Raw genomic sequence first — 23,836 nt, 5'->3', positions numbered from 1 at the left:
TCTTCCCTTTTGCCGCTCGCCGTCATCCCGGCTAGAGGCGCGCCCGCCATGAGTGACGCTGCCTTCTCCGCGCTGGGATTCGATTTCGGCACCACCAATACTGTAATCGCCGCAGCACAGGCCGATACCGCCGAGCTGGTGATGCTCGACGGGCCCGAAGGCCGCGATGCGGTGTTCCGTTCGGCCTTGTGCTTCTGGGAAGAGGGCGATGCTCGGGTCGCACTCGGTGCCGATGCCGGCCCTTGGGCGATCCGCGACTATCTCGATTTCCCGCAAGGCAGCCGCTTCATCCAATCGTTCAAGTCGGTCGCGGCGAGTACGAGCTTCGAGCACGCCACCATCTTCGAACGCCGCATGCGGTTCGAGAATCTCGGCCAGTTGTTCCTGCGCAAGCTGGCCGCGCGATCGGACAGGCGATTGGCGCAGACCGCATCGCGCGTCGTCGTGGGACGGCCGGTCGAATTCGCCGGCAGCCGACCCGATGAGGCACTCGCCAGGCAACGTTACGACCTGATGTTCGCCGCCCTCGGCACCGACATTCATTATGTCTACGAGCCGCTCGGCGCCGCATTCAGTTATGCATCGCGGGTCACCGACCCAGCCACGATTCTGGTCGCCGATTTCGGCGGCGGCACCAGCGATTTCTCGGTAGTGCGGATAGAGGCGCCGGGCGCGCCGCGCCGCTGCACCCCGCTGGGTCATGCTGGTGTCGGCATCGCCGGCGACCGGTTCGATGCGCGGATCATCGACAATCTGGTGATGCCATTACTCGGCAAGGGCGGGTCCTACCGATCGTTCGACAAAATCCTCGATATTCCCGGTGGTTATTTCAGCGACTTCGCGGATTGGTCGAAACTGGCGCTGATGCGCAATCGGCGTACCTTGGCGGATCTCGAAAAGCTTCGCCGCGCCGCGCTCGACCCCGCCGCGATCGGCAGGATGATCGCCGTGATCGACCAGGAGCTCGGCTATCAATTGTACGACGCCGTCGGCCAGCTCAAGCGCGCGCTGTCGGCATCCGACCATGCCCATTTCCATTTTGCCGGCGCCGGTCTTGCGATCGAGGCCGACGTCACGCGCGACGCGTTCGAGACCTGGATCGCACCCGATATCGCGCGGATCGAAGCCGCCGCCGATCGCGCGCTAGCGGCCGCCGATATCGCCCCGGCCGATGTCGATCGCGTCTTCCTGACCGGCGGCACCTCATTGACCCCGCGCATCCGGCGCTTGTTCGCAGACCGTTTCGGCGAGGAGCGGATCGCGTCAGGCGGCGAGCTGACCTCGATCGCGCATGGATTGGCGTTGATCGGGCAACAGGAGGATCTCGCCGCCTGGGCAGCGTGAGCCGTGGAATGCCAAGCCGGCGTCAGCCCTGATCGACGAACGCCGCGGCGACGACCAGCCGCTCGCTATCCCATTCGGGAACCGCCTCGGGGCGCATCGGCACCATGAAGCGCTTGCCGGGTTTGCCGCCCTCGGCCGGCCGCTCGATCTCGATCACATCGCCGGCACCGAAATTCTCGATCAGCACGACGTGCCCTAGCGGCTCTCCGGCATCGGACACCACCGCCAGGCCGAGCAGATCGGCGTGGTAATATTCGCCCTCGCCCAGCGGCGGCAGCGCCGACCGCGGTACGGTGAGCTCGGTGCCGCGCAGTTTCTCGGCGGCAGTGCGGTCAGGGATTTCGGCGAAACGCGCGATCGCACCCTGCGGCGTGATGCGCAGCGCCTTCAGCGTCAACGCGCCGGCGTTGAAGCTTTTGTGCGGCTTCAGATCCTCGGCGAAGACCTTCAGGCGAACTTCTCCTGTCACGCCATGCGCGCCGGTGATGACGGCGAGCGTGACGGGCTGAGAAGCCCTCTCCCCGCTGGGGAGAGGCTTTGGGAGAGGGGCAGTGCGAGAGGACGCCGCCTGCGACTCCCCCTCTCCCCGACCCTCTCCCCGATGGGGAGAGGGAGTTTTCGGCATCAGCCCTCGGCGGGAGCCTGAGCGCTCTTGGCCTCGTCGGCGCCGGTATCGCCGGCGTCGCTGTCGGGTGTCGCTTCGTTGGCGGGCGCTTCCTCGGCAGCGGCTTCGACCGCGGGAGCCTCCTCCGCCGCGGGAGCTTCCTCAGCGGCAGGAGCCTCTTCGGCAACCGGCGCTTCAACCGGCGGYGTTTCTTCGGCGACCGCCTCGGCAACGGCTTCGGCCTCGGGCGTCGGCTCTTCGGTCGCGGCTTCGACCTCGGCGGCAATCACGGCCTCGGCTTCGTTCTGCTTGGCGGTTTCCGCGGCCTCGGCAGCTTCGGCAGCCTTCGACGCACGCTCTTCGACGCGCTCCTTGGCCTTCTCGCCCGGCTCACCCTTCTTCGGATTGTTGCGGGCCGCACGCTCCTTGACGCCGGCGACGTCGAGGAAACGGGCGACGCGGTCGGTCGGCTGCGCACCGACGCCCAACCAATGCTTGGCGCGATCGGCGTCGAGGACGACGCGCTTCTCATCGTCCTTGGCCAGCAGCGGATTGTAGTTGCCGATCTTCTCGATGAACTTGCCGTCACGCGGGCTGCGCGCGTCGGCAACGACGATACGGTAATACGGACGCTTCTTCGAACCGCCGCGCGAAAGACGAATGCTCAGTGCCATTTTAGTTCAACTTCCTTCTTCAGATTCTTTGATAACTGGATCCCGGCCTGCACCGGGATGACGGCTTCGCCGTCACTTCTTTTTCACGTTCATGAAATTCTGGAACCCGGGCGGCAGCTTGGCCCCCGTGCCGGGCAGGCCGGGAAGCCCGCCCATCTGGTTCATCGCATCACCGAGCTCGGGCCCGCCCATCGCGTTGCCGAGCCCGCCGAGGCCGCCGCCCGGGCCGCCTTTGCCGAGCATCGCCATCATGCCCTTCAGCCCGCCCATCTTCTTGATGCGCTTCATGGCGGTGGCCATTTCCTGGTGCATCTTGATCAGCTTGTTGACGTCCTGAACGGTCGTCCCCGATCCGTTGGCGACGCGGATCTTGCGCTTGGCGTTGAGCAGTTCGGGCTTGGTCCGCTCCTTGGGAGTCATCGAGGTGATGATCGCGTCCATCCTCAGCAGGATGCGGTCGTCCATCCCCGATTGCGACATCGCCGCTTGCGCTTTCTTCATGCCGGGGATCATTCCCGCCAGCGCGCCGATGCCGCCCATCTTCTTCATCTGCTGCAACTGGCTGCGCAGGTCGTTCATGTCGAACTGACCCTTGGACAGCCGCTGCGCCATGCGCTCGGCGTCTTCCTGCTGGATCGATTCGGCGGCACGCTCGACCAGGCTGACGACGTCGCCCATGCCGAGAATGCGGCCGGCGACGCGGCTGGGGTGGAAACCCTCGATCGCGTCGAGCTTTTCGCCGGTACCGGCGAACTTGATCGGCTTGCCGGTGACCGCGCGCATCGACAGCGCCGCGCCACCACGGGCATCGCCGTCCATCCGGGTCAGCACGACACCAGTCAGCGGCACCTGGTCGGAGAAGGCGCGCGCGACGTTGACTGCGTCCTGACCGGTCAGACTGTCGACGACGAGCAGGATTTCCTGCGGCTTTGCGATGTCGGCGACCGCCTTCATCTCGTCCATCAGGCCCTGATCGACGTGCAGACGGCCCGCCGTGTCGAGCATCAGTACGTCGAAGCCCTGGAGTTTCGCCGCCTGGATCGCGCGCCGGGCGATATCGACCGGCTGCTGCCCCTGGACGATCGGCAGAGTCGCAACCTCGGTCTGCTCGCCCAGGATCGCCAGCTGTTCCTGCGCGGCTGGGCGATTGACGTCGAGCGACGCCATCAACACCTTCTTGCGATCGCGCCCGCCCTGACCGCTGGTCAGGCGCTTGGCGATCTTGGCGGTCGTCGTAGTCTTGCCCGAGCCTTGCAGGCCGACCATCATCACGACGGCGGGCGGCGTGACGCCGAGATTGAGCTCGCTCTCGTCCGCGCCGAGCATTTCGACCAGGCCGTCATGGACGATCTTGACGACCTGCTGGCCTGGCGTGATCGACCGCAGCACTTGCTGGCCGACCGCCTGCTCGGTGATCTTGTCGACGAAATCGCGCGCAACCGGCAGAGCGACGTCCGCCTCGAGCAGCGCAACGCGCACTTCGCGCATCGCCGCGCGCACATCCGCCTCGGTCAGCGCGCCACGGCCACGCAACCGGTCGAATACACCGCCAAGACGATCGCTCAGGCTGTCGAACATAAACAAATCACTCCCATCCGAACCCTAAAACGCACAAAGCGCCGGCGGACGAAACCTCGTCGGCCGGCGTCACCACATGGGTGCTCCTTGTCGCGTTCGCAAAGGGAACGGTGCCGGCCCGATAGCGACACCTCGCGAAAAACGCAACCCGGCGCCGGCCCTTAACATCTTCTTGACCTCGCGGTGCGATCAGCAGGGCTGGACAGAGCCGCGGACGCGCGGTTTCGAAGAAGGGGATACGGGGCATGAGCGAACCGGCCGCAGCCCGGCGCGATCTGTTGAGCGGCGCGATCACGGTCGCCGCGATCCTGATGTTCATCGGCACCGGCAGCCAGGTGCTGTCGATGGTCCTGAGCAACTGGATGCACCATGACGGTGGCACCGACCAGACGCTGATCATCGCCCTGCTCCTCAATGTCGCCCTGATTCTGTTCGGCTGGCGTCGTCATCGCGATCTGGCCAACGAAGTCACGGTGCGCACCGCGGCCGAGGAACGTGCCAACGTCCTCGCCTCCAGGGACCCGCTCACCGGCTTCCTCAATCGCCGCAGCCTGGCCGAGGAAGGCGCCGCGATGCTGGTTCGCGCCGACCGCCGCCATAAGGCGATGGCGCTGATGATGCTCGATCTCGACCATTTCAAGACGATCAACGACATGCATGGCCATACCGTCGGTGACGCGCTGTTGCGCGCCGTGGCTGACGAAATGGCGACCGCATTGCCCGAAAGTGCGCTGCTCGCGCGGTTCGGCGGCGACGAATTCGCCTGCGCGATGCTGTTCGATCCGGAAAATCCCGACAGCGTCGAGCGCGTCGCCGAACGGCTGGTGTCGCGGATGAGCCAGCCCTTTCACGTCGAAGGGCTCAACCTTCATGTCACCTGCTCGATCGGCATCGCCCGCAGCGATCGCGACGCGGCGACGATCGACGCTTTGCTGCGCTCGGGCGACATCGCGATGTACGCGGCCAAGAATGCCGGGCGTAATCGCCACGCCTGGTTCGACGTATCGATGGAGCGCGAGCTCCAGTCGCGCAACGAGCTCGAAAGCAGCTTGCGCGTCGCCATCCCGCGCGGCGAGATCGTTCCTTATTTCGAACAGCAGATCGACCTGGTCACCGGGCGTCTGACCGGGTTCGAGGTACTGGCGCGCTGGGAACACCCGCAACGCGGCGTAATGATCCCCGACCAGTTCATCCCGATCGCCGAGGAAACCGGCATGATCGCGGATTTGTCGCTATCGTTGATGCGCCAGGCCTTCCTGTCGGCACGCGACTGGCATCCGCAGCTGCAATTGTCGGTCAACATCTCGCCATGGCAGCTCAAGGATCCCTGGCTGGCGCAAAAGATCATCAAGCTGCTCACCGAAACCGGCTTTGCGCCGAGCCGGCTCGAAATCGAGATCACCGAAAGCTCGCTGTTCGACAATCTGGCGATGGCGCAGTCGATCGTCGCCAGCCTGAAGAACCAGGGTATCAAGCTTGCGCTAGACGATTTCGGCACCGGCTATTCCAGCCTCGCCCACCTTCGCGCGCTGCCGTTCGACCGTATCAAGATCGACCGCAGCTTCGTCATGTCGGTCAACCAGAATCCGGAGAGCGCCGCGATCGTCAACGCGATCGTCGGCCTTGGCGAAAGCCTCAATCTGCCGATCACCGCGGAAGGGATCGAGGACAAGGCAATTGAAGAGCGCCTGCGTGGCCTGGGTTGCGCGCGCGGCCAGGGCTATGTCTATGGCCGCCCGCTGACCGCCGGCAATGCTCGCCGCCTGCTCGCCGAGCGCCGCTTGCTGATCGCGCCCGACGCGGTTGACGCCCTATCAGATTCCGATCCCGCTACCAGCCGACGCCTGGCTGGCTGAGATATTCGCGCTCGATCACGGTAGAGCGCCGACCCAATGCACGATTACGCGACGGGAACCGTCCGAATCGCTCGATCACCGCTGCGTGATCGTGCGCGAACCCCAGATTCTGCTCGTCGCCGAGCGCGGTGAAGCGCTCGACGCTGAGTTGCTGCAGCTCCGGATCCTCGGCATGCATCAACGGCATATAGAGGAACGCGCAGCGCTCCGCCGGCAGCTTGCGGTCGAACCCGCGTAACAATCCATACAAAGTCAGTTCGCGCGCCAGCCCGTCATGTTCGAATGCCGCGCCCTCGTCGCGGAACATATTGCGCGAGAATTGGTCGATCAGGATGGTAGCTGCAAGCAAGGTGTCGGGCGTGCTGCGCCACCCCCAGGCCGCGCTCTCGACCACTTTCAGCCTTAGCGGTCCGAACCGTTCGGCGATCGCCTCGTCGAGCGTGATCGACTTGACCCAATGCTGCTCCTCGCTCAACTCCTCGAACCAGAAGTGCAACACGCGCGCCGCCTCGTCGTGGACTTCCCCGCGCTTCGCTCCTAGATCGTCGCCCATGTCATCCCTTCCGCAGCCCGAGGTAATCAGTCTCGGGTGCCGCCTCAACATCGCAGAGAGCGAGACGATCCAGCGCATGCTGGACGGCCGCGATGTCGTCGTGATCAATAGCTGCGCCGTAACCAATAGCGCGGTCAAGCAGACCCGCACCGCGATCCGCCGCGCCCGCCGTGCCCGCCCCGGGGCGATGCTCGCGGTGACTGGCTGCGCTGCGCAGATCGACCCGGCGAGTTTCGCGGCCATGCCCGAAGTCGATCGTGTGATCGGCAATGGCGAGAAATTGCTGCCCGAGGCCTGGGCATCAAACGACGCGCTGATCGTCGGCGACATGACGCGCGTGACCGAAATCGCGCCGCACCTCGCCATTGCGGTCGATCAGGCGCGCGCGTTCGTCGAGGTGCAAAACGGATGCGACCATCGCTGCACCTTCTGCGCGATCCCGTTCGGACGCGGACCGAGCCGCTCGGCGCCCGCCGGAGCCGTGATCGAAGCGATTGAGCGCGTCGTCGCGGCAGGCAAGAACGAGGTCGTGCTGACCGGGGTCGACTTGACCAGTTACGGCCACGATCTGCCGGGCAGCCCGACGCTGGGCAGCCTGGTCGAGCGTATCCTGACGCGTGTTCCCGCCCTTCCCCGCCTGCGCCTGTCCTCGATCGATGCGCCGGAGATTGATGACCGCCTGTTCGAGTTGCTGACGCAGGAAGCGCGCGTGATGCCGCATCTCCATCTCTCGCTCCAGGCCGGTGACGACATGATCCTCAAGCGGATGAAGCGCCGCCACTCGCGCGCGGATGCGGTACGGCTGGTCGAGCGGCTCAAGACGGCACGGCCCGACATCGCGATCGGCGCCGACCTGATCGCGGGCTTCCCGACCGAGGACGAACCAATGGCGGCGAACAGCCTTGCGCTGATCGACGATTGCGACATCGTCCACGCCCATATCTTTCCTTACAGCCCGCGCGCCGGAACCCCAGCCGCTCGGATGCCGCAGGTCGACCTGGAGTTGCGTCGCGAGCGTGCCGCCGGGCTGCGAGAGGCGGCGGCGAAGCGCAAGGCGCGGTGGCTCGATAGCCTGATCGGCACGACGCAACAGGTGCTGGTCGAAGCGCCCGGTAATCGCGGACATAGCGCGAGTTTCGCCGAGTTTGAACTAAACGCTGGCCATAATGTCGGCTCGATCGTGCCAATCGCAGTCCGCTCTGCCAATATCCGTCATCCCCGCGAAAGCGGGGACCCAGCTCCTGCCGTTTCAACCCGTGGAGGGGGCCGGGAGATGGGCCCCCGCTTTCGCGGGGGTGACGAAGAAGCAGACGTAGTAGAAAGAGAAATGGCCGTTACCGCATGAGCACGACACCATCCTGGCATCAGCGCCTGCTCGGCGGGTTCAAGCGGACGTCTGACCGCCTGGTCGGCAACCTCGCCGGTCTCGGCACCGCGCGGCTCGACGATGCGACGCTCGACGATATCGAGGAAGCGCTGATCGCGTCCGACCTTGGCCCCGCCACCGCCAAACGCATCCGCGACCGGCTGGCCGAAGGCAGCTTCGAGCGCGGCATGGAGGAGCTCGGCATTCGTCTGGTCGTCGCCGAGGAGATCGAGAAGGTCCTCGAAAAGGTCGCCAAGCCGCTCGAGATCGAAGCGTTTCCCCGGCCACAGGTCATCCTGGTGATCGGCGTCAACGGATCGGGCAAGACCACCACCATCGCCAAGCTCGCGCATTGGCTGGTCGAACAGGATTACGGCGTCATGCTGGCGGCGGGCGATACGTTCCGCGCGGCGGCGATCGGCCAGCTCGCGACCTGGGCCGAGCGTGTCGGGGTACCGATCGTCAAAGGTGCCGAGGGCGGTGACGCCGCGGGGATCGTGTTCGAAGGGGTCAAGCAGGCGACCGATAAGGGTATCGATGCGCTGATCGTCGACACTGCCGGGCGCCTGCAGAACAAGCGCGAGCTGATGGACGAGCTCGCCAAGATCCGTCGCGTGCTCGGGCGCATCAACCCGGCGTCGCCGCATGACGTGATCCTGGTGCTCGACGCCACCACTGGCCAGAACGCGCTCAGCCAGATCGAGGTATTCAAGGAAGTCGCGGGCGTGACCGGGTTGGTGATGACCAAGCTCGACGGCACCGCGCGCGGCGGCGTGCTGGTCGCGGCCGCCGAGCAATTCGGCCTGCCGATCCATGCCATCGGAGTGGGCGAGACGCTGAGCGACTTGCGCCCGTTCGACCCCAAGGAAGTTGCCCGGATCATCGCGGGCGTCGAGGAGCTGGTGCGATGAGCGCGACGAGCAAGAACGGAACCGCCGGCCTGCGCCTGGCGATAGATTATGCGCCGCTGGTGATCTTTTTCCTCGTCAATTTCCTCGCGCCCCAGGCGCTGACGATGAAGCTTGTATCGAGCTTCAGCCACTCGCTGTCGGACCTCGACCAGATGTCGGCGCTGGTAGTGTCACGCGCCATCGTCGCGACGTCCGCCTTCATGCTGGCGACGGTGATCGCGCTGGTGGTGTCGCGGATCAAGCTGGGCAGCATCTCGCCGATGCTATGGATTTCGGGCGCATTGGTGCTCGTGTTCGGCGGGCTGACCATCTATTTTCACGATCCCAAATTCATCCAGATGAAGCCGACCTTCGTCTATGCGGTGTTCGCCGCGATCCTGGGGTTCGGCTTGCTGACCGGCAAACCGCTGCTCGAGCAATTGCTCGGCACCGCTTATCCCGGTCTGTCGCCGCTTGGCTGGCAGAAGGTGACGCGCAACTGGGCGCTGTTCTTCCTCGGCATGGCGATCCTCAACGAACTGGTGTGGCGCAACACCAGCTTCGATTTCTGGACTGCGTTCAAATTGTGGGGCGCGATCCCGATGACCTTCATCTTCGCGCTCGCCAACGTGCCGATGATGATGAAACACGGCCTGATGAGCGAGGTCGGCGACGCGGCGGCGAAAGAACTGCCGCCGGAATGAATATCACGGCGATTTAGTGTTTTTCGGCAGGAACGTTGGCGCGCGTCGCGCCGTTCTAGGACGACCTTGAGCCGCCATCATGCCCATTGGAGCGCGACGCGATATGATACACCCCAACCTGCCGACTAAATCCTCTTGAGTGCGCGGTCGCCGATAGCGGCATGGAGCGGGCTGGCGTTCGATAGCTGGGCTTTGGCCTGGGAAGCGTCGGCCGTGGTCGGCTTGCGTCTTGCAGAAATCGCACGCGGCGACGGCACATTGGCGGAAGCCTCGCTGATGACGTCCGAAAAGATTGCCGCCGCGATCGAACTGCAGGCGTCCTTGGTCGCCGGCGGGCTGACCATGACTCCGTTGCAGGGCGCCGAACGTGCCGTGCGACTTTACCGCCGAAAGGTCCGGGCCAATCGTCGCCGATTGAATGCCTCCGCGCGGAAATAGAAGCGCTCTCCAGGACTAGCCCGACCGACCGCTTCATGCTTAGGCGCAGTTCATGAAAGCCGATAACAACCGGGTCTTGATCATCGCATTGGCCGCCAATGTCGGCATCGCGGTCGCCAAGTTCGTCGCGGCGGCGATCACCGGATCGTCGGCGATGCTGACCGAAGGCGTGCACAGCCTGGTCGATTCCACCAACCAATTGTTGCTGATGTACGGGCAGAAGCGCGCCGCCAAACCGGCCGACGCGCTCCATCCCGCGGGATATGGCCGCGAACTCTATTTCTGGAGTTTCGTCGTCGCTCTGCTGGTGTTCGCGCTGGGCGCGGGCGTGTCGGTCTACGAAGGCGTGCTGCACTTCCTCGAGCCGGAGCCGGCGGTGTCGCCGCTGATCGCTTATGGCGTGCTGGCGATCGCTTTTGCGCTCGAGGGTGGATCGACCATCGCAGCGTTCCGTGAATTCAACACAGCGCGCGGCGGTCAGTCGTGGCTGCGGGCGCTGACCTCGACCAAGGACGCGACCACCGTGATCGTGCTGCTGGAGAATGGCGCGGCGATGGCAGGTATCTTGATCGCGGCGGTTGGACTGGCGCTGTCGCAAGTGACCGGCGACCCGCGCTTCGATGGCATCGCGTCGGTCCTGATCGGCCTGTTGCTCGGCGTCGTCGCGATCTTCCTCGCGCGCGAGGCGAAGGGCCTGCTGATCGGCGAAGCCGCCGATCCCGAACTCATCGCCGGCATTCGCCGTGCGGCGACGCGCGAGGGCATCATGGGCGTGGGCGAGATCATGACGATCCACAATGCCCCGACCCAGATCGTCGCGGCGGTCAATGTGGATTTCGACAATCGGCTGAGCGCGGGCGATGTCGAGCGGATCGTCGATGCGATCGAACGCGATTTGCAGGCCGAGTTTCCCAGCATCCATCGAGTCTATGTACGGCCCCATGAGGATGCCGGGATGAAATTGGACGCGCGTGGGCTGATCAGGACGTGACGGTGTACGACCATCGCGCCGGCTCCGGCCGAGCGATGACCGAAGAGATGCGGCACGCATCCTCGACCCTGTTCCGCGGCGCGACCTTCCTTGGCGCGTGCCTGCGGACGCCGATCGCGCACGATGTCGAAAGCGGATTGCCCGCGATCGTCGGCCGCCACCGCGCGAAGGTGATCGGCAACGGGCTGCGCGAACTCGACCGCTTCCTCAACCTGTTGATTGACGCCGCTTCGACCGCGGAGGGGCTGCCCGTCCACCCCGGCCAACGCAACACGGCGAACAAGCTATCCGCATATCGCGCTGCAAAATCGCTCCCTAACGATGACGACGCGCGGTTGCGCGCGCTGGGGCGATCGCGCGACTGCCTCTTCCACTGCGGCGGGCGCGTCCGTCGCGGCGATCGTCGCGACGCGCTGGCGATGACCGTGGGATGGCCCGCACGGGCCGGATACGGCGCGGCGCTCGATCGCGTGATGGTGGGCCAGGATTTGCACGTGACGCGCAGCGATCTCGACGATGTCTGTCTTTTTTATCGCGAGATCGCGCGCAATCTGTGCAGCGGGGTTGGTCGAGTGCCAGTCGCGGCGTTGCGTTGAGGTTCTCCCAACGAAAAAGGGCCCCGCCAACGCGGAGCCCTTCGTTATTCGATCGTAGCGGGGATCAGCCGGCGACGCTGTCGTAGATCCGCCCGGCTTCGTCCCAGTTCACCACGTCCCACCAGGCCTTGAGATAGCCGGGACGGTCGTTCTTGTAGGTGAGGTAATAAGCGTGTTCCCACACGTCGTTACCCAGGATCGGCGTGCCCTTGTCCTTGGCATCGTCCATCAGCGGATTGTCCTGGTTGGGGGTCGAGACGACCTTCAGCGCGCCCGACGAATCCGCGATCACCCAGGCCCAGCCCGAACCGAATTGGCCCGCGCCCTTGGTGTTGAAATCTTCCTTGAGCTTGTCGAGACCGCCATAAGCATCGATCGCCGCGGCCAGCTTGCCCGACGGCTGCGTGGTGCCGGCCGGCGCCATGATCCGCCAGAAGAAGGCGTGGTTCCAGAACCCGCCGCCATTGTTGCGGACGAGCGGCGGCTGCGACGAGATCACGCCGAGGATTTCCTCGATTGTCTTGCCTTCCAGCTTGGGATCGGCGGCGACGCCCTCATTGAGCTTGGCGGTATAGGCCGCGTGATGCTTGTCGTGGTGGAACGTCATCGTCTCCTTGGAGATGGTCGGCTCCAGCGCGTCATAGGCATAGGGCAGCGGGGGGAGTTCGAAAGCCATAAGGATCCTCCGTCTTTTGAGCGGCTATAGGGGAACGTCGCCAAGCGAACGCCCATGCCCGCCAAATGGGTCCGCGATTGTCGTTGCGCAAGCGATTCCATCGCTCTCGCGGCGCTTTCTATCCCGGCAAAAGGTCGTGACGCCTGAGCGCGTGGCGCAACTGGTCGTAACTCAACCCCAAAGCGTCCGCGGTCTGGCGCTGGTTGAAGCGGTTGGCGGCGAGCGCCTTGGTCAGCACGTCGCGCTCGAAGCGCGCGACCCGGCTCTTAAAATCGCCAGGTTCGCTCTCGCCGGGCGGCGGTGGCGGAGCCGCGACATGGTCGACCATCGGCGCGGGCTGCGCGCCGGCGCCCGGACGATGGGGTGACTGGAACGGATCGAACTCGATATGCGCGATCGGCACATCCTGTTCCCAGCGATAGACCGCGCGCTCGATCACGTTACGGAGTTCGCGAACGTTGCCGGGCCAACGATAGTCGATCAGCGAATCTAGCGCTTCGGGCGAGAAGCCATGCCAGTCACGGTTCATTTCCGCCGCCATGCGCCGTCCGAAATGGTCGGCGAGCACCGGGACGTCCCCTGGCCGTGCGCGCAACGGCGGCAAGGTCACCACTTCGAAGCTCAACCGGTCGAGCAAGTCGGCGCGAAACTGGTGCCGCTCGACCTTTTCGGGAAGATGTTCGTTCGTCGCCGCGACGATGCGGACGTCGACGCGGATCGGATGCGACGAGCCGATCCTCGTGACTTCGCCATATTCGACCGCGCGAAGCAATCGCTCCTGGGCCGCCATGCTGAGCGTGCCGAGTTCGTCGAGGAACAAGGTGCCGCCATCGGCTTCCTCGAACCGCCCCGCCCTCGCCTTGGTCGCGCCGGTGAACGCGCCCGCTTCATGGCCAAACAATTCCGCTTCGATCAGCGTCTCGGGCAGTGCCGCGCAATTCATGATGATCAGCGCCTGGTCCCAGCGCGGACTGAGGCGATGGAGACGCTCCGCAACCAGCTCCTTGCCGGTCCCGCGCTCACCGATCACCAGCACCGGACGGTCTAGCGCGGCGGCGCGGCTAGCGCGTTCCAGCGCGTCGAGAAAGGGTCCCGATTGCCCGATGACCTGCGTCGTCCGTTCCATGCCCACGACTTGGTGTATTTTGCCAATGTTTGGCAAGTGTAAATCGCCAAACGACCTCCACTTCCGAGCAGAAACGGCAGATTTCCGCCGTTTTTAGGAATTGGCACGGCATCTGCAGTTGAGTTGGCATCGCCGGATGTCCGGCACGAAATACTAGGGAGTAAGAACAATGCAGTCGGTTTCAAATGGTCTGGGTCGCACTTTGGTGGTGGTCGCCAGCACCTTCGTTTGCGGTTCGGCGCTGATGCTCGCGGCCGTTGGCCCGGGCCTGGCGCAGGCCAATCCGGCTCCGCAGGTTCCCGTCGCGCTGAAGGCGTGACGGCCAACCGCCGGGGCGGGTTTCCCCCTTGCTTCCCGCCCCGGCGGTCCCACCAATCCGAGTAAAGCGTAAAATCCGAGGAGTAATTTCAACATGGGCATTTTTTCGCGCACCCGCGACATCATCGCCGCCAACTTCACCGACCTTTTGGACAAGGCGGAAGATCCGGCGAAGATGATCCGCATGATTATCCTAGAGATGGAAGAGACGCTGGTCGAGGTTCGTGCCTCCGCCGCGCGCACCATCGCCGACCAGAAGGAAATGCGTCGCCATATCGCCAAGCTCAGCCAGCTCGAGGAAAGCTGGACCGAGAAGGCGGAACTGGCGCTGTCGAAGGATCGCGAGGATTTGGCCAAAGCGGCCCTGGTCGAGCGCCAGAAGGCGACCGACATGGTCGTCGAGCTGAGCCAGCAGATCAGCGTGCTCGACGAGGCGCTCCGGGGTTCGGAAGAGGATATCGCCAAGCTTCAAAAGAAGCTGAGCGAGGCGCGCAACCGCCAATCCTCGATCGCCACCCGCCTGGAAAGCGCGAACAACAAGTTTAAGATCCGCGAGGTCTATTCGGCCGGCCGCACCCAGGACGCCTTCTCGCGCTTCGACGTGCTCGAACGTCGCGTCGATCTGGCCGAGGGCCGCGCCGAGGCGCTTAACCTGGGCGGCGAGCCCAAGACGCTTGAGGAAGAGATCGCCGAACTGAAAGCGTCCGAAAAGGTCGACGCCGAACTCGAAGCGCTCAAAGCCCGCCTCGGCAAGAAATAGGGAAGGACTGAATCATGGAAGACGTCCTTGTACCTATCATGATCGTGGGGATGCTCTTTATCGGGCTCCCGTGGATCATCCTCCACTACGTGACCAGGTGGCGTCAGGCTCCCAAGATCACCAACGAGGACGAGAAACTGCTGGATGAGCTCTACTCGCTCGCCCGCCGCCTCGAGGATCGTGTTTCGACGGTCGAGCGCATCGTCGCTGCCGACCACCCAGACTGGAAAGCGAGCATGCCGCTCGCCGAACCGGCCGACCAAATCGCTTCACGGAGCAACTGACATGTCCGCAAGCCGCACCAAATTCTACCTGGACAAGCAGAACAAGAAGTTCCTGGGTGTCTGTGCCGGTGTCGCCGACTATACCGGGATCGACGTCACCGTTGTCCGGGTCGGCACGGTAATCCTCGCGCTGATAACCTCGGGCTGGGTCATTCCCGCCTATTTCATCACCGCCTGGCTGGCGCCGAGCAAGCCGTTCGGCCTGTATGACGACGCCGAGGATGCCAAGTTCTGGCAAGGCGTGCGATCGAACCCGAGCCGCTCGGCTTCCGAGGTCCGCTCGAAGTTCCGCGACCTCGACCGCCGGCTCGCCGACATCGAGACGCTCTACACCAGCCGCAACACCCGCCTGGCCGACGAGATCGACGCACTGCGCTGATCCGGCCGAACGATAGGGGAGAATTTACGTGGATAAAGGTCAGATCTTCGTCCTGATGATCATCGCAATCGCGACGATCGGCGGCATCATAAAGATGTCGATCAAGGCAAAGCACGGCTATCCGCTGGAAGACCGCAATAACCGCCGCGCCATGCGCCGGGGCTTCGTGGATACCAGCGGCGACCTGGAAGCGCAGCGCAAGATCGAGCTGCTGTCGAACGAGAATGACAAGCTCGTCAGCCAGATCGGCCGCCTGGAGGAGCGCCTGCGCGTCCTCGAACGCATCGCAACCGATCCCGGCGAGCGTGTCGCTCGCGAGATCGACGAACTTCGCAACCGCGACTGAGGAAGCACGAGATGACCGAGTTTTTTGCCACCAACGGCTTCACCATCTTCATGCTTGCCCTGGTGGTCGTGGGTATCCCCGCCGCGCTCGGCATCGGCAGTGAGATGCTCAAGACCTGGGCCCAGCACCGCGAAAAAATGGCGGAGACACTGAATGCCCAGGCCGCCGAGAAGGCCGCGCAATACGCCGCCCATACCGAGCGACTCGAGCAGCGGATGCGCGTCATGGAGCGGATCGTCACCGACCGCGGCCTGGATGTCGCGGAAGAGATCGAAAAGCTGCGCGACGCCCCGTCGCAGCCGCTGAACTAAGGAACCAATGCGGTGATCAACCCTCTGCTCATTCCGATCCTGGGCATCAGCTGCGGCCTGCTCGCGATCTTCGGCGGTGTCTTCGTCAAGCCCTGGCTCAAGCTGCGCGAACGCCAGCTCGAACTCGAAGCCGACAAGGTGGCCGAAAAGGCAGCACAATATGCCGCCCAGACCGAACGCCTGGAACAACGGGTGCGGGTGCTGGAGCGGATCGTGACCGACCGCGGCATCGCGGTCGCCGACGAAATCGACAAGCTGCGGGGCGACGAGCCCCAGCCGCTGAACTGAACAGAAGAGATAGGATAAGAACAATGATCGGCTTAGCAATCTTCGTCGTGATCCTGGCGATCCCCACCGGCCTCGGTGTCTGGCTCGCCGAGCGGGTCGACCGGCCACGCCGCCGCGCCATGCGCGAGGCCGGCCTGCAGCCCGCCGAATAACCCAACGTCTGACGGGAGCCCCCTCAAATGGTCTTCGTTGATATGGTCTTGGGCCTCGCCCTGATGGTCTTCGGCATCGTGTTGGTCGTCACGATCGGCAGCATCGTCCGGGCCAGGATGGGCATCGGCCGCGACACGATGGGGAATGAATTCACCCTGCGTGATCCAGCCCTTGGCGAGGAAAATCGCCAGCTTCGCCACGAGATCACTGGCCTCAAGGACCGCATCGCCGTCCTCGAGCGGGTGATCACCGACACCAACAGCAGCAGTGCCAACCTCGACCGCGAGATCGAGTCGCTGCGCAACCGCGACCGCTGAGGGCGGCCGGGATAATCGAATGGAGACGTCAATCATGACCGACCCCAATCTCTATTTCACCATGGCGGGTGCCGGCCTGGCCGGTCTGGGTATGATCTGCATGGCCTCGCTCGCCGGTTGGCGCGGGTGGCTGGCGCTCAAGGAGCGCGAGATCAACGCTTATGCCGATCATGCCGGGCATGACGGCCCCACGCTTCCCAATGCCAGCGCGCGGATCGAGATCGCGGACCTTAAGGAGCGGATCCGCAAGCTCGAGGCGATCGCGTCCGGGGTGGATCTCTGAGGTCCGCCCCGCCGGCTCCCTGAGCTTGTCTCAGGACCCGGGTCCGATGGAGATCGCCGCGGCGCGGTCGCGGCGAAGGACCCGGACCTTGAAACAAGTTCAGGGCGACGGTTGGATTGAGTGGCAGGAGCGCTATAGCGCGGACCATGCCGAGTCTTTCCGACCTGCACGACGAATATGAATTCCTCGACGCCGACGATCGCTATCGCCTGCTGATCGATCTCGGCCGCGCGCTCGAACCGATGCCCGACCCGCTCAAGACGGATGCTACGCTGGTGCGGGGATGTTCGGCGTCGGTATGGGTCTATCCTACCATCCGCGACGATGGCGCGCTGCACTTCCTCGCGGATTCGAACGCGGCGATCACCAAGGGCATCATCGCGCTGGTGCTGCTGACCGTGCAGGACCGCCAGCCCGCCGACATCCTGGCGATCGATATCGATGCCGCGCTGGCGCCGTTCGATCTGCGCAACCAGCTCAGCTCGAATCGCACGCAAGGGATCCCGAACATGATCGCGCTGATCAAGGCGACGGCGGAGCGGTACGCGGGTTGAACGCGGCAGACCGACGTCGGCTCACGCCGGGATTCTCGTGATGGATTTTCAATGAAGACGATCTAGGGAGCCCGGGAACCCGGGAGATCCATCGTGAAATTCATTCTGCTCAAGTCACGCGGCGGCGACTATCTCGTGGTCGCGGCCAACATTGCCTATCTGCGTGCCGACGAGAACGGCCAGACCAAAGTCGGCATGGTCGGCGGTGACTCGCTACTCGTCGTCGGCAGCATCGAGGAAGTGGCGGAGAAGATCTTGGCGGGCTGATAAAAAAGTCCTCCCCGTCCCGGGGAGGACTTTTGGAACCTCACGCCGCCTGCCAGTCGAAACTCAACGGCGCTTCGCGGAAGGCGAAGCGATCGAGATGGCGTGCGACGGCGCCCTTCAACCCTTCAAGCTGGCCATCGACGCTGGCATCGATGCGGACGTCGAGCGCATCGGCCGATGCATCGAACGTGACCAGCGCATCGCCCGGCCAGTCGGCGCCGCGAGCATCTTTGGGAAAAGTCACGGTGCCGTGATCGGCAGTGAATTCAACCGTCAGATTGTGCTGCCAATGTTTGCACAATTGCTGGAGATATTTGTTGGCGCTCGCGGTCGGCACCTTGACGGTCGCGGAAACGGTCATGGGAGTCTTTCGATAAGGGGCCGGCGGCCGGGTCGATGCCCAGCCGCCGGCGGAGGATCTGCAAGCGGGTAATGCCGCTCACGCCTTACAGCCGCTCGATCTTCTGCGCCGCCTCGTCGAGCAAGGCGACGACCTGGTGCAAGACCTCGTCATCGACCTCGCCAGAGTCGAGGCGGTTGACCAGCACCTCGCGAAGATTGCCCATGGCGCGGCGGATCGAGGTGGCGTCGACCTTCTGCCGCTCTTCGCCGATCGCGCTCAGCCGGGCGATCAGCGCCGCAACCTGCTCGGCATTGGCCTCGAGCTCGGCAGTGCCGGCCTCGGTGACCGCGAACAGCTTCTTGGCGCCCTCGCTCTGTTGCGCCTCGATCAGACCCATATCGTCGAGCAGAGTGATGGTCGGATAGACCACGCCTGGGCTCGGCGCATAGGCACCGCCGGTCAACTCTTCGATCTGGCGGATCAGGTCATAGCCATGGCGCGGCTCGTCGGCGATCAGCTTGAGCAGGACGAGACGAAGCTCGCCGCCGTCGAACATGCGCCGCGAGCGGCCTTCGCCGCGACCCTCACGACCGCCGCCGAAACCGCGGCCATGCCAGCCGCGATGCCCCCAGCCACCGCGCATTGCGTGATGTCCGGGATGGCAGCCGCGGCCGCCTTGATGATGATGGAAAAACATGGATTCTTGATTCCTCGGGTGTTTCATGATGAACTCAAGATATATCTTAAGCAGAATACGTCAAGATATATCTTAGAAATTATTCTGCTCGACGGCTTTATGCGCCCTCGATCGTCAGGCCGGCCTCGTGCCGCATCCCCCTGCTGGCTTGCCGAAGCACTGGGATTTCCGTCCGTCCCGCCCTATGTTCCCGTTATGGCCGATCTCTTCGCTGGCTTCGAACCCGAAGCCTCTTCCCAGGATATTCCGAGCGAGAACGCGCCGCTCGCCGACCGGCTGCGCCCGCGCCGCCTTGAGGATGTCGTCGGCCAGGAGCATCTGACCGGGCCAGAAGGCGCGATCGGGCGAATGGTCGCCGCCGGCCGACTGTCGTCGATGATCCTGTGGGGGCCACCCGGCACCGGCAAGACGACGATCGCGCGGTTGCTGGCGGACGCGGTCGGCTTGCGCTTCGTCGCGATCTCCGCGGTATTCTCTGGCGTCGCCGACCTCAAGAAAGCCTTCGCCGAAGCGCGCGAGCATGCCCGGATCGGCAAGCGCACCTTGCTGTTCGTTGACGAGATCCACCGCTTCAATCGCGCGCAGCAGGATGGTTTCCTGCCTTATGTCGAGGACGGCACCGTTACGCTCGTCGGCGCGACCACCGAAAATCCCAGCTTCGAACTCAACGCCGCCGTGCTCAGCCGGGCGCAGGTGCTGATCCTCCATCGCCTCGACGCCACAGCACTAGGCAAATTGCTCGACCGCGCCGACGAGCTGATGGAGCGCCCCCTACCCCTCACCCCCGATGCACGCGCCGCGATGATCGCCAGCGCCGATGGCGACGGGCGCTTCCTGCTCAACCAGGCAGAGACGCTCTATTCGGTCGATCTTCCCGAACCGCTCGGTCCCGCCGGGCTGTCGGCGTTCCTGCAGCGTCGCGTCGCGGTGTACGACAAGGATCGCGAGGGCCATTACAATCTGATCTCGGCACTGCACAAAGCGGTGCGCGGCAGCGATCCCCAGGCGTCGCTTTATTATCTCGCGCGGATGCTCACTGCAGGCGAAGAACCGCTCTACCTGCTGCGCCGGCTGGTGCGCATGGCGATCGAGGATATCGGCCTCGCCGATCCGCAAGCGCTGGTCCAATGCATCGCCGCCAAGGATACTTACGATTTCCTCGGCTCGCCCGAGGGCGAACTCGCGCTGGTGCAGGCGTGCCTCTATCTGGCGACCGCGCCCAAGTCGAACGCCTCGTACAAGGCGATGGGTGCGGCGTGGCGCTCGGCGAAGGAAACCGGCTCGCTGATGCCGCCACAGAATATCCTCAACGCGCCGACGAAGCTGATGAAGGATATCGGCTACGGCAAAGGCTATGCCTATGACCATGACACCGAAGAAGGTTTCTCGGGGTCGAACTATTGGCCCGAGGAAATGAGCCCGCAGACCTTCTATACGCCGACCGATCGTGGGTTCGAAAAGCGGATTCAGGAGCGGCTCGACTATTGGGACAGCCTGAGGCGCAAGAACGATGGCTGAGAGCCTCGACAACTGGGATGAGGTCGTCGCCTTCGCGCTGACGCTGCCCGACAGCTACATGGAAAGCTTCTACGGCACTCCCAGCCCCAAGGTGAACAAGAAGGCGTTCGTCTCGCTTTCGCGCGAGGCGGACAGCTTTCACGTGATGAGTCCGCACGACGAAAAGGCGGTGTTGCTCGACACCGACCCGGACACGTTCTGGCAGACACCGCATTACGAAGGCTGGCCGGGCTTGCTCGTGCGCTACGGGTCGAACGATCCCGAGCGTGTCCGCACCGTGATCACCCGCGCCTGGTGGGATCGCGCGAGCAAGGCGCAGCGAGCGGYGTTTGGCGATCGTCCCTGATCATTTCGAATATTATGCGGCGATCGACTGGTCGGGCGCGGTCGGCCCGGTGCAGCGCGGCATCGCGGTGGCGATCTGCGCCCCTGACGGCGGTGCCCCGGAGCTGATCGCGGCGCCGGATGGCTGGTCGCGAACCGCCGTCCTCCATTGGCTGCGCGGCGAGATGCCCGACGGGACACTGGTCGGGCTCGATCTCGGCCTGTCGCTGCCGTTCGCCGATCGCGGCGCGTTTTTCCCCGGTTGGGAGGAAAGCCCGGCGGATGCGCGGGCTTTGTGGGCATTGGTCGACCGCATATCGGCCGACGACCCGCATCTGGCAGCCTCGACCTTTGTCGATCACCCCCAGGCGTCGCGCCATTTCCGCCGGCATGGCGGGCGCGAGGGCGACCAATATGGCGGCGGCCGTGGCCGGCTGCGCCTCAGCGAGGTCGAGCAGCGGCTTCAGGGACTGAACCCGTACAGCAACCTCAACCTGGTCGGCGCGGCGCAAGTCGGGAAGTCGAGCCTGACGGGGATGCGCGTGATGCACCAGCTAGCAGGAAAGCTTCCGATCTGGCCGTTCGACGCGGCACCGGCACAAGGATCGCTGATCGTCGAAATCTACACCAGCCTGGCCGCGATCGCCGCCGGGCGGGCGAAGGGACGTACCAAGATGGCGTCGATCGAGGCGCTCAACACCGCGCTGGAGGCAATCGGCAGTGCTTCGGTGGCGGGGAGCGGCGCGATCGACGACCATAGCGCCGACGCGCTGCTGACCGCGGCATGGCTGCGCGCCTACGCGCCTCGCCCGGAATTATGGTCGCCCGCCGGACTGACTCCCGAGATCGCGCGAACAGAGGGCTGGACCTTCGGCATCACCTGACGCATGGGAGCGCGCAGCTGATTTGTCGGGGTCGCGCCCCGAGGGCCGGTTTAGCTCAGCTGGTAGAGCAGCGGTTTTGTAAACCGAAGGTCGCGGGTTCGATTCCTGCAACCGGCACCATCCCAATCTACGTCACGACCAAGCCGACACGGCGTACCCGTGGGCGCGAGCCTTCCGATGGGTGGCCCAGGCAGATTTCCCGCAAGCGGCTCTTCGAAATCCCGACGGGCGCGGCGTAATCGCGCTCGCACTTGGGAGATGGTTTCATGAACATTCGCGCTCTGCTGGCCCTCGGCCTGGCCCTGACGCTCGGCGGTTTGCCGATCGACGCCGGCCGCGCCGCCGACATTGTCGTCGCGCCACCTGCACCGCACGACGGAACGCGCGACTTCGATTTCCACATGGGCGTGTGGAAGACGCATATCTCGCGGCTGATCCATCCGTTGAGCGGGTCGTCGGAGTGGACGGCCTATGATGGCGTGTCGACGGTCCGGTCGGTGTGGAACGGCAAGGCCAGCCTGTTCGAGCTCGAGGCCAGCGGGCCGGCCGGACATCTCGAAGGCGTCGGCTTGCGGCTTTACGATCCGACCGCTCGTCAGTGGAATCTCAACTGGACGAACAGTAGTACCGGAAAGCTCGACGCCCCTATGGTCGGCGAATTCCGCGACGGCCGGGGCGAGTTTTACGGGCCGGACACGCTCAACGGACGGACGATCCTCGTGCGCAACGGCTTTTACGACATCAAAGCGAACTCGTCGCGCTTCGAGCAGGCCTTTTCCGCCGATGGCGGCAAGACCTGGGAAACCAACTGGATAATGACCTTCGACCGCGCGACGCCGGCGGACAAATGACACGGCGGCCGCACAATGCCCACCGCGCCAGCGGAGCCGAGGTCAGGAAGCCGTCCGCGTGTCGTCGGCGATCCAGTTCACTTCCCAGGTCTTGCCGCCGTCGGCGGAAAAGGCCTGTTCGAAATGGATCGCGTCCTTCGATCTTATGGTGATGACGAAGCGCACGAAAATCGCGCGGCCGCCCAGCGTATCCTGCTGGTAGAATTCGCCGCGACCGTCGCGGAAACCACCCACTGTCGGTGCGACCATCTGACCGTCGGCCCGGTTGGAAAAGTTCAACCCCCATTGCCGGGTCTGCGGGTTGTAGAGGCGCAACGACAGCCCCTCGAAATGGCCGGCCGGCCCATCGGCCACCAGCTCGACCAGATTGGCCGCGCCGCCCCAGACCGGCCGGACAGTCGTCGTGCCGTCATAATCGACCCAGGTCTGCGACCCGGTCAGCGGGCGAAGGCGGCGAGTCAGATGCGTCTTCCACACGCCAATTTCGAAGTCGAAATCGTGTTCGCCCGCGGTCAGCACCGCCGCGGTCACCGCCGGCGGCCGCGTATCGGACTCGCCAGTAGCATCGGCAGGTGACGCATAACCCGGCGTCGCGGCGCAGAGCATCGCGGCGACACCTATTCCAAGCTTCGACATCGACCTCTCCTCGCTGATCACGCCACCGAATCCGCTCTCGCTCGGCGTTTATCCCTGACATCATGGGAGAAATTATGCCGGATGCCCAGATGCCTATGGCTGCCAAACCAGCTCCCGTCAGCGCAGTGGGCGCCTGAACTTGAAGATGAACTGATCGGTGTGCCCGCGGATGGCCGCGTTGAACGGGCCGGCGGTATGCGGATCGGCGGGATTGGCGAGCAGGTCGCTGCTCCCAACGAATTCGAAGCCGGCGCCTTCGACTTCACGCCGCACCGTGGATGGCTCGATACGATGCAGCGTGTCGGTGACATTGGCCGGCGATCCCGTCGCGGCGACATGATCGAGCACGATATAGACACCGCCGGGCTTGAGCGCGGCATACACCGCGCGGTTGAACGCCTTCATGTCGACGGGGCCCATGAAGGAGTCGTGGAGATCGTGATAGTTTTGCGAAATCCAGAACAGGTCGAGCTTCTCTGGATAGCGCGCCACGTCGATCGCCGATCCCGCCGTCACCGAGACGTTGGGATGCGTCACGATAAAGGCCTGGATATCGGCAATCCCTTTGACGATATTTTCATATTGGAAAAGGCTGGCCGGCACGCTCGCATATACATGCCCCTGCGCGCCCACGACCCCGCAAAACAGCCGGGTGAAATAGCCATTGCCCGCGGCATAGTCCGCTACCCGATCGCCAGGCTTGACCCCGGCAAAGGCGAGCACCTCTCCTGGCTTGCGGTTCGCGTCGCGGTCGACATCGGCCGCCGGGCGCGCAGGGTCGGCGACCGCTGTAGCGATATAGGCCGGCGGCCCGCCACCTTCACGTGCGTCGACCGCAGCAGCGGAAGCGATCATCACCGCGAGTCCGGCGGCGAATCCAATTCGCCGAACAACTTGCACCAACATCCGGAAATTCTCCGATCGATT

33 protein-coding genes, 1 tRNA gene and 1 pseudogene are annotated in these 23,836 nt (G+C 64.4%); 25 read left to right on the top strand and 10 right to left on the bottom strand.

The features are described from left to right. Positions 1 to 48: 48 nt before the first annotated feature. On the top strand, positions 49 to 1,344 hold the full coding sequence (locus AC1DQQ_RS07855; protein WP_478044772.1) for an Hsp70 family protein: 1,296 nt from the start codon (positions 49 to 51) through the stop codon (positions 1,342 to 1,344). 22 nt (positions 1,345 to 1,366) lie between these two features. Here the strand turns inward: AC1DQQ_RS07855 and rimM are convergent. The 3 genes and pseudogenes from rimM to ffh form a co-directional block, all read right to left on the bottom strand. Beyond that, positions 1,367 to 1,858 (bottom strand): annotated as a pseudogene (rimM, locus tag AC1DQQ_RS07850) (ribosome maturation factor RimM); the annotation flags it as partial. 110 nt (positions 1,859 to 1,968) lie between these two features. Then, entirely contained in the window at positions 1,969 to 2,622 is a 654-nt protein-coding gene (gene rpsP, locus AC1DQQ_RS07845) for a 30S ribosomal protein S16 (RefSeq protein WP_478041606.1), read from the bottom strand. A 72-nt stretch (positions 2,623 to 2,694) separates the two neighbouring features. Then, positions 2,695 to 4,200 carry a signal recognition particle protein gene (gene ffh / locus AC1DQQ_RS07840; protein ID WP_478029095.1) on the bottom strand — a complete coding sequence of 502 codons (1,506 nt, stop codon included), beginning with the start codon at positions 4,198 to 4,200 and terminating at the stop codon, positions 2,695 to 2,697. A gap of 245 nt (positions 4,201 to 4,445) precedes the next feature. On the opposite strand from ffh, the gene AC1DQQ_RS07835 reads away from it, so the two are divergent. Then, a complete protein-coding gene (locus AC1DQQ_RS07835) occupies positions 4,446 to 6,056 on the top strand; it encodes a putative bifunctional diguanylate cyclase/phosphodiesterase (protein ID WP_478041607.1) in 1,611 nt (536 codons plus the stop codon). Here the strand turns inward: AC1DQQ_RS07835 and AC1DQQ_RS07830 are convergent. Next, entirely contained in the window at positions 6,031 to 6,609 is a 579-nt protein-coding gene (locus AC1DQQ_RS07830) for a DUF924 family protein (RefSeq protein ID WP_478041608.1), read from the bottom strand. The genes AC1DQQ_RS07835 and AC1DQQ_RS07830 overlap by 26 nt on opposite strands. Between AC1DQQ_RS07830 and mtaB the strand changes: the two genes are divergently transcribed. The 6 genes from mtaB to AC1DQQ_RS07800 all read left to right on the top strand — a co-directional run bounded on the left by mtaB (position 6,608) and on the right by AC1DQQ_RS07800 (position 11,594). Then, entirely contained in the window at positions 6,608 to 7,954 is a 1,347-nt protein-coding gene (gene mtaB, locus AC1DQQ_RS07825; RefSeq protein WP_478044771.1) for a tRNA (N(6)-L-threonylcarbamoyladenosine(37)-C(2))-methylthiotransferase MtaB, read from the top strand. The genes AC1DQQ_RS07830 and mtaB overlap by 2 nt on opposite strands. After that, positions 7,951 to 8,886: a signal recognition particle-docking protein FtsY gene (gene ftsY, locus AC1DQQ_RS07820; RefSeq protein ID WP_478041610.1), complete on the top strand. Its 936-nt coding sequence runs from the start codon at positions 7,951 to 7,953 to the stop codon at positions 8,884 to 8,886. The genes mtaB and ftsY overlap by 4 nt, the downstream gene beginning before the upstream one ends. After that, positions 8,883 to 9,569, top strand: coding sequence for an inner membrane-spanning protein YciB (locus AC1DQQ_RS07815; RefSeq protein WP_478029100.1), 687 nt, complete (start codon positions 8,883 to 8,885; stop codon positions 9,567 to 9,569). Before ftsY ends, AC1DQQ_RS07815 begins: the two co-directional genes overlap by 4 nt. A gap of 135 nt (positions 9,570 to 9,704) precedes the next feature. Further along, positions 9,705 to 10,007 (top strand): hypothetical protein, encoded by a 303-nt coding sequence (locus AC1DQQ_RS07810; protein WP_478029101.1) that lies wholly within the window; start codon positions 9,705 to 9,707, stop codon positions 10,005 to 10,007. Positions 10,008 to 10,059: 52 nt separating this feature from the next. Next, positions 10,060 to 10,998, top strand: coding sequence for a cation diffusion facilitator family transporter (locus tag AC1DQQ_RS07805; protein ID WP_478029102.1), 939 nt, complete (start codon positions 10,060 to 10,062; stop codon positions 10,996 to 10,998). 2 nt (positions 10,999 to 11,000) lie between these two features. Then, entirely contained in the window at positions 11,001 to 11,594 is a 594-nt protein-coding gene (locus AC1DQQ_RS07800; protein ID WP_478029103.1) for a hypothetical protein, read from the top strand. Between the two features lie 64 nt (positions 11,595 to 11,658). On the opposite strand, the gene AC1DQQ_RS07795 is transcribed toward AC1DQQ_RS07800, so the two are convergent. Beyond that, a complete protein-coding gene (locus AC1DQQ_RS07795; protein ID WP_066806251.1) occupies positions 11,659 to 12,270 on the bottom strand; it encodes a superoxide dismutase in 612 nt (203 codons plus the stop codon). 118 nt (positions 12,271 to 12,388) lie between these two features. After that, a complete protein-coding gene (pspF, locus tag AC1DQQ_RS07790; protein WP_478029104.1) occupies positions 12,389 to 13,396 on the bottom strand; it encodes a phage shock protein operon transcriptional activator in 1,008 nt (335 codons plus the stop codon). A 169-nt stretch (positions 13,397 to 13,565) separates the two neighbouring features. Here pspF and AC1DQQ_RS07785 point away from each other — a divergent pair, with 169 nt between their 5' ends. The 12 genes from AC1DQQ_RS07785 to AC1DQQ_RS07730 all read left to right on the top strand — a co-directional run bounded on the left by AC1DQQ_RS07785 (position 13,566) and on the right by AC1DQQ_RS07730 (position 17,656). Continuing rightward, positions 13,566 to 13,715 (top strand): hypothetical protein, encoded by a 150-nt coding sequence (locus tag AC1DQQ_RS07785; RefSeq protein ID WP_157093879.1) that lies wholly within the window; start codon positions 13,566 to 13,568, stop codon positions 13,713 to 13,715. A gap of 93 nt (positions 13,716 to 13,808) precedes the next feature. Next, on the top strand, positions 13,809 to 14,474 hold the full coding sequence (gene pspA, locus AC1DQQ_RS07780) for a phage shock protein PspA (protein ID WP_478029105.1): 666 nt from the start codon (positions 13,809 to 13,811) through the stop codon (positions 14,472 to 14,474). Between the two features lie 14 nt (positions 14,475 to 14,488). Further along, a complete protein-coding gene (gene pspB / locus AC1DQQ_RS07775; protein WP_478029106.1) occupies positions 14,489 to 14,758 on the top strand; it encodes an envelope stress response membrane protein PspB in 270 nt (89 codons plus the stop codon). Between the two features lies 1 nt (position 14,759). After that, on the top strand, positions 14,760 to 15,137 hold the full coding sequence (pspC, locus tag AC1DQQ_RS07770; RefSeq protein ID WP_478029107.1) for an envelope stress response membrane protein PspC: 378 nt from the start codon (positions 14,760 to 14,762) through the stop codon (positions 15,135 to 15,137). A 28-nt stretch (positions 15,138 to 15,165) separates the two neighbouring features. Further along, positions 15,166 to 15,483 carry a hypothetical protein gene (locus AC1DQQ_RS07765; RefSeq protein ID WP_439646753.1) on the top strand — a complete coding sequence of 106 codons (318 nt, stop codon included), beginning with the start codon at positions 15,166 to 15,168 and terminating at the stop codon, positions 15,481 to 15,483. Between the two features lie 11 nt (positions 15,484 to 15,494). Beyond that, positions 15,495 to 15,794, top strand: a complete 300-nt coding sequence (locus AC1DQQ_RS07760; protein WP_478043404.1) for a hypothetical protein — start codon at positions 15,495 to 15,497, stop codon at positions 15,792 to 15,794. A 12-nt stretch (positions 15,795 to 15,806) separates the two neighbouring features. Continuing rightward, entirely contained in the window at positions 15,807 to 16,082 is a 276-nt protein-coding gene (locus AC1DQQ_RS07755; RefSeq protein ID WP_066806263.1) for a hypothetical protein, read from the top strand. 23 nt (positions 16,083 to 16,105) lie between these two features. Further along, positions 16,106 to 16,234, top strand: a complete 129-nt coding sequence (locus tag AC1DQQ_RS07750; RefSeq protein ID WP_478029108.1) for a hypothetical protein — start codon at positions 16,106 to 16,108, stop codon at positions 16,232 to 16,234. A gap of 27 nt (positions 16,235 to 16,261) precedes the next feature. After that, a complete protein-coding gene (locus AC1DQQ_RS07745) occupies positions 16,262 to 16,552 on the top strand; it encodes a hypothetical protein (RefSeq protein WP_478029109.1) in 291 nt (96 codons plus the stop codon). A 34-nt stretch (positions 16,553 to 16,586) separates the two neighbouring features. After that, the gene (locus AC1DQQ_RS07740; RefSeq protein WP_478029110.1) at positions 16,587 to 16,835 is read left to right on the top strand and encodes a hypothetical protein; all 249 of its coding nucleotides are present in this window, start codon (positions 16,587 to 16,589) and stop codon (positions 16,833 to 16,835) included. Positions 16,836 to 16,981: 146 nt separating this feature from the next. Then, positions 16,982 to 17,389, top strand: coding sequence for a SufE family protein (locus tag AC1DQQ_RS07735; protein WP_478041617.1), 408 nt, complete (start codon positions 16,982 to 16,984; stop codon positions 17,387 to 17,389). A 93-nt stretch (positions 17,390 to 17,482) separates the two neighbouring features. Further along, on the top strand, positions 17,483 to 17,656 hold the full coding sequence (locus AC1DQQ_RS07730) for a hypothetical protein (RefSeq protein WP_478029112.1): 174 nt from the start codon (positions 17,483 to 17,485) through the stop codon (positions 17,654 to 17,656). 40 nt (positions 17,657 to 17,696) lie between these two features. On the opposite strand, the gene AC1DQQ_RS07725 is transcribed toward AC1DQQ_RS07730, so the two are convergent. Together AC1DQQ_RS07725 and AC1DQQ_RS07720 are read right to left on the bottom strand one after the other, a co-directional pair. Further along, positions 17,697 to 18,017 (bottom strand): DUF2218 domain-containing protein, encoded by a 321-nt coding sequence (locus tag AC1DQQ_RS07725; protein WP_478041618.1) that lies wholly within the window; start codon positions 18,015 to 18,017, stop codon positions 17,697 to 17,699. A gap of 85 nt (positions 18,018 to 18,102) precedes the next feature. Then, on the bottom strand, positions 18,103 to 18,696 hold the full coding sequence (locus tag AC1DQQ_RS07720) for a PadR family transcriptional regulator (RefSeq protein WP_478044770.1): 594 nt from the start codon (positions 18,694 to 18,696) through the stop codon (positions 18,103 to 18,105). A gap of 195 nt (positions 18,697 to 18,891) precedes the next feature. Between AC1DQQ_RS07720 and AC1DQQ_RS07715 the strand changes: the two genes are divergently transcribed. The 5 genes from AC1DQQ_RS07715 (at position 18,892) to AC1DQQ_RS07695 (ending at position 22,273) form a co-directional block, all read left to right on the top strand. Then, positions 18,892 to 20,214: a replication-associated recombination protein A gene (locus tag AC1DQQ_RS07715; RefSeq protein ID WP_478044769.1), complete on the top strand. Its 1,323-nt coding sequence runs from the start codon at positions 18,892 to 18,894 to the stop codon at positions 20,212 to 20,214. Beyond that, a complete protein-coding gene (locus AC1DQQ_RS07710) occupies positions 20,207 to 20,560 on the top strand; it encodes an MmcQ/YjbR family DNA-binding protein (RefSeq protein WP_478044768.1) in 354 nt (117 codons plus the stop codon). The genes AC1DQQ_RS07715 and AC1DQQ_RS07710 overlap by 8 nt, the downstream gene beginning before the upstream one ends. Next, entirely contained in the window at positions 20,550 to 21,422 is an 873-nt protein-coding gene (locus AC1DQQ_RS07705; RefSeq protein WP_478044815.1) for a hypothetical protein, read from the top strand. Before AC1DQQ_RS07710 ends, AC1DQQ_RS07705 begins: the two co-directional genes overlap by 11 nt. Positions 21,423 to 21,466: 44 nt before the next feature. After that, positions 21,467 to 21,542 (top strand) — tRNA-Thr (locus tag AC1DQQ_RS07700). Between the two features lie 146 nt (positions 21,543 to 21,688). Then, positions 21,689 to 22,273, top strand: coding sequence for a hypothetical protein (locus AC1DQQ_RS07695; RefSeq protein WP_478041623.1), 585 nt, complete (start codon positions 21,689 to 21,691; stop codon positions 22,271 to 22,273). Between the two features lie 42 nt (positions 22,274 to 22,315). On the opposite strand, the gene AC1DQQ_RS07690 is transcribed toward AC1DQQ_RS07695, so the two are convergent. Together AC1DQQ_RS07690 and AC1DQQ_RS07685 are read right to left on the bottom strand one after the other, a co-directional pair. After that, the gene (locus AC1DQQ_RS07690; RefSeq protein WP_478041624.1) at positions 22,316 to 22,909 is read right to left on the bottom strand and encodes a hypothetical protein; all 594 of its coding nucleotides are present in this window, start codon (positions 22,907 to 22,909) and stop codon (positions 22,316 to 22,318) included. Positions 22,910 to 23,026: 117 nt separating this feature from the next. Further along, complete coding sequence (locus AC1DQQ_RS07685; protein WP_478044767.1) at positions 23,027 to 23,815, bottom strand: class I SAM-dependent methyltransferase; 789 nt, start codon at positions 23,813 to 23,815, stop codon at positions 23,027 to 23,029. Positions 23,816 to 23,836 lie beyond the last annotated feature (21 nt).

It is taken from the genome of Sphingomonas sp. P4_G3 (assembly GCF_056401105.1).
The sequence above is the reverse complement of the archived record's forward strand: the minus strand, read 5'-3'. Positions and strand labels throughout refer to the sequence as shown.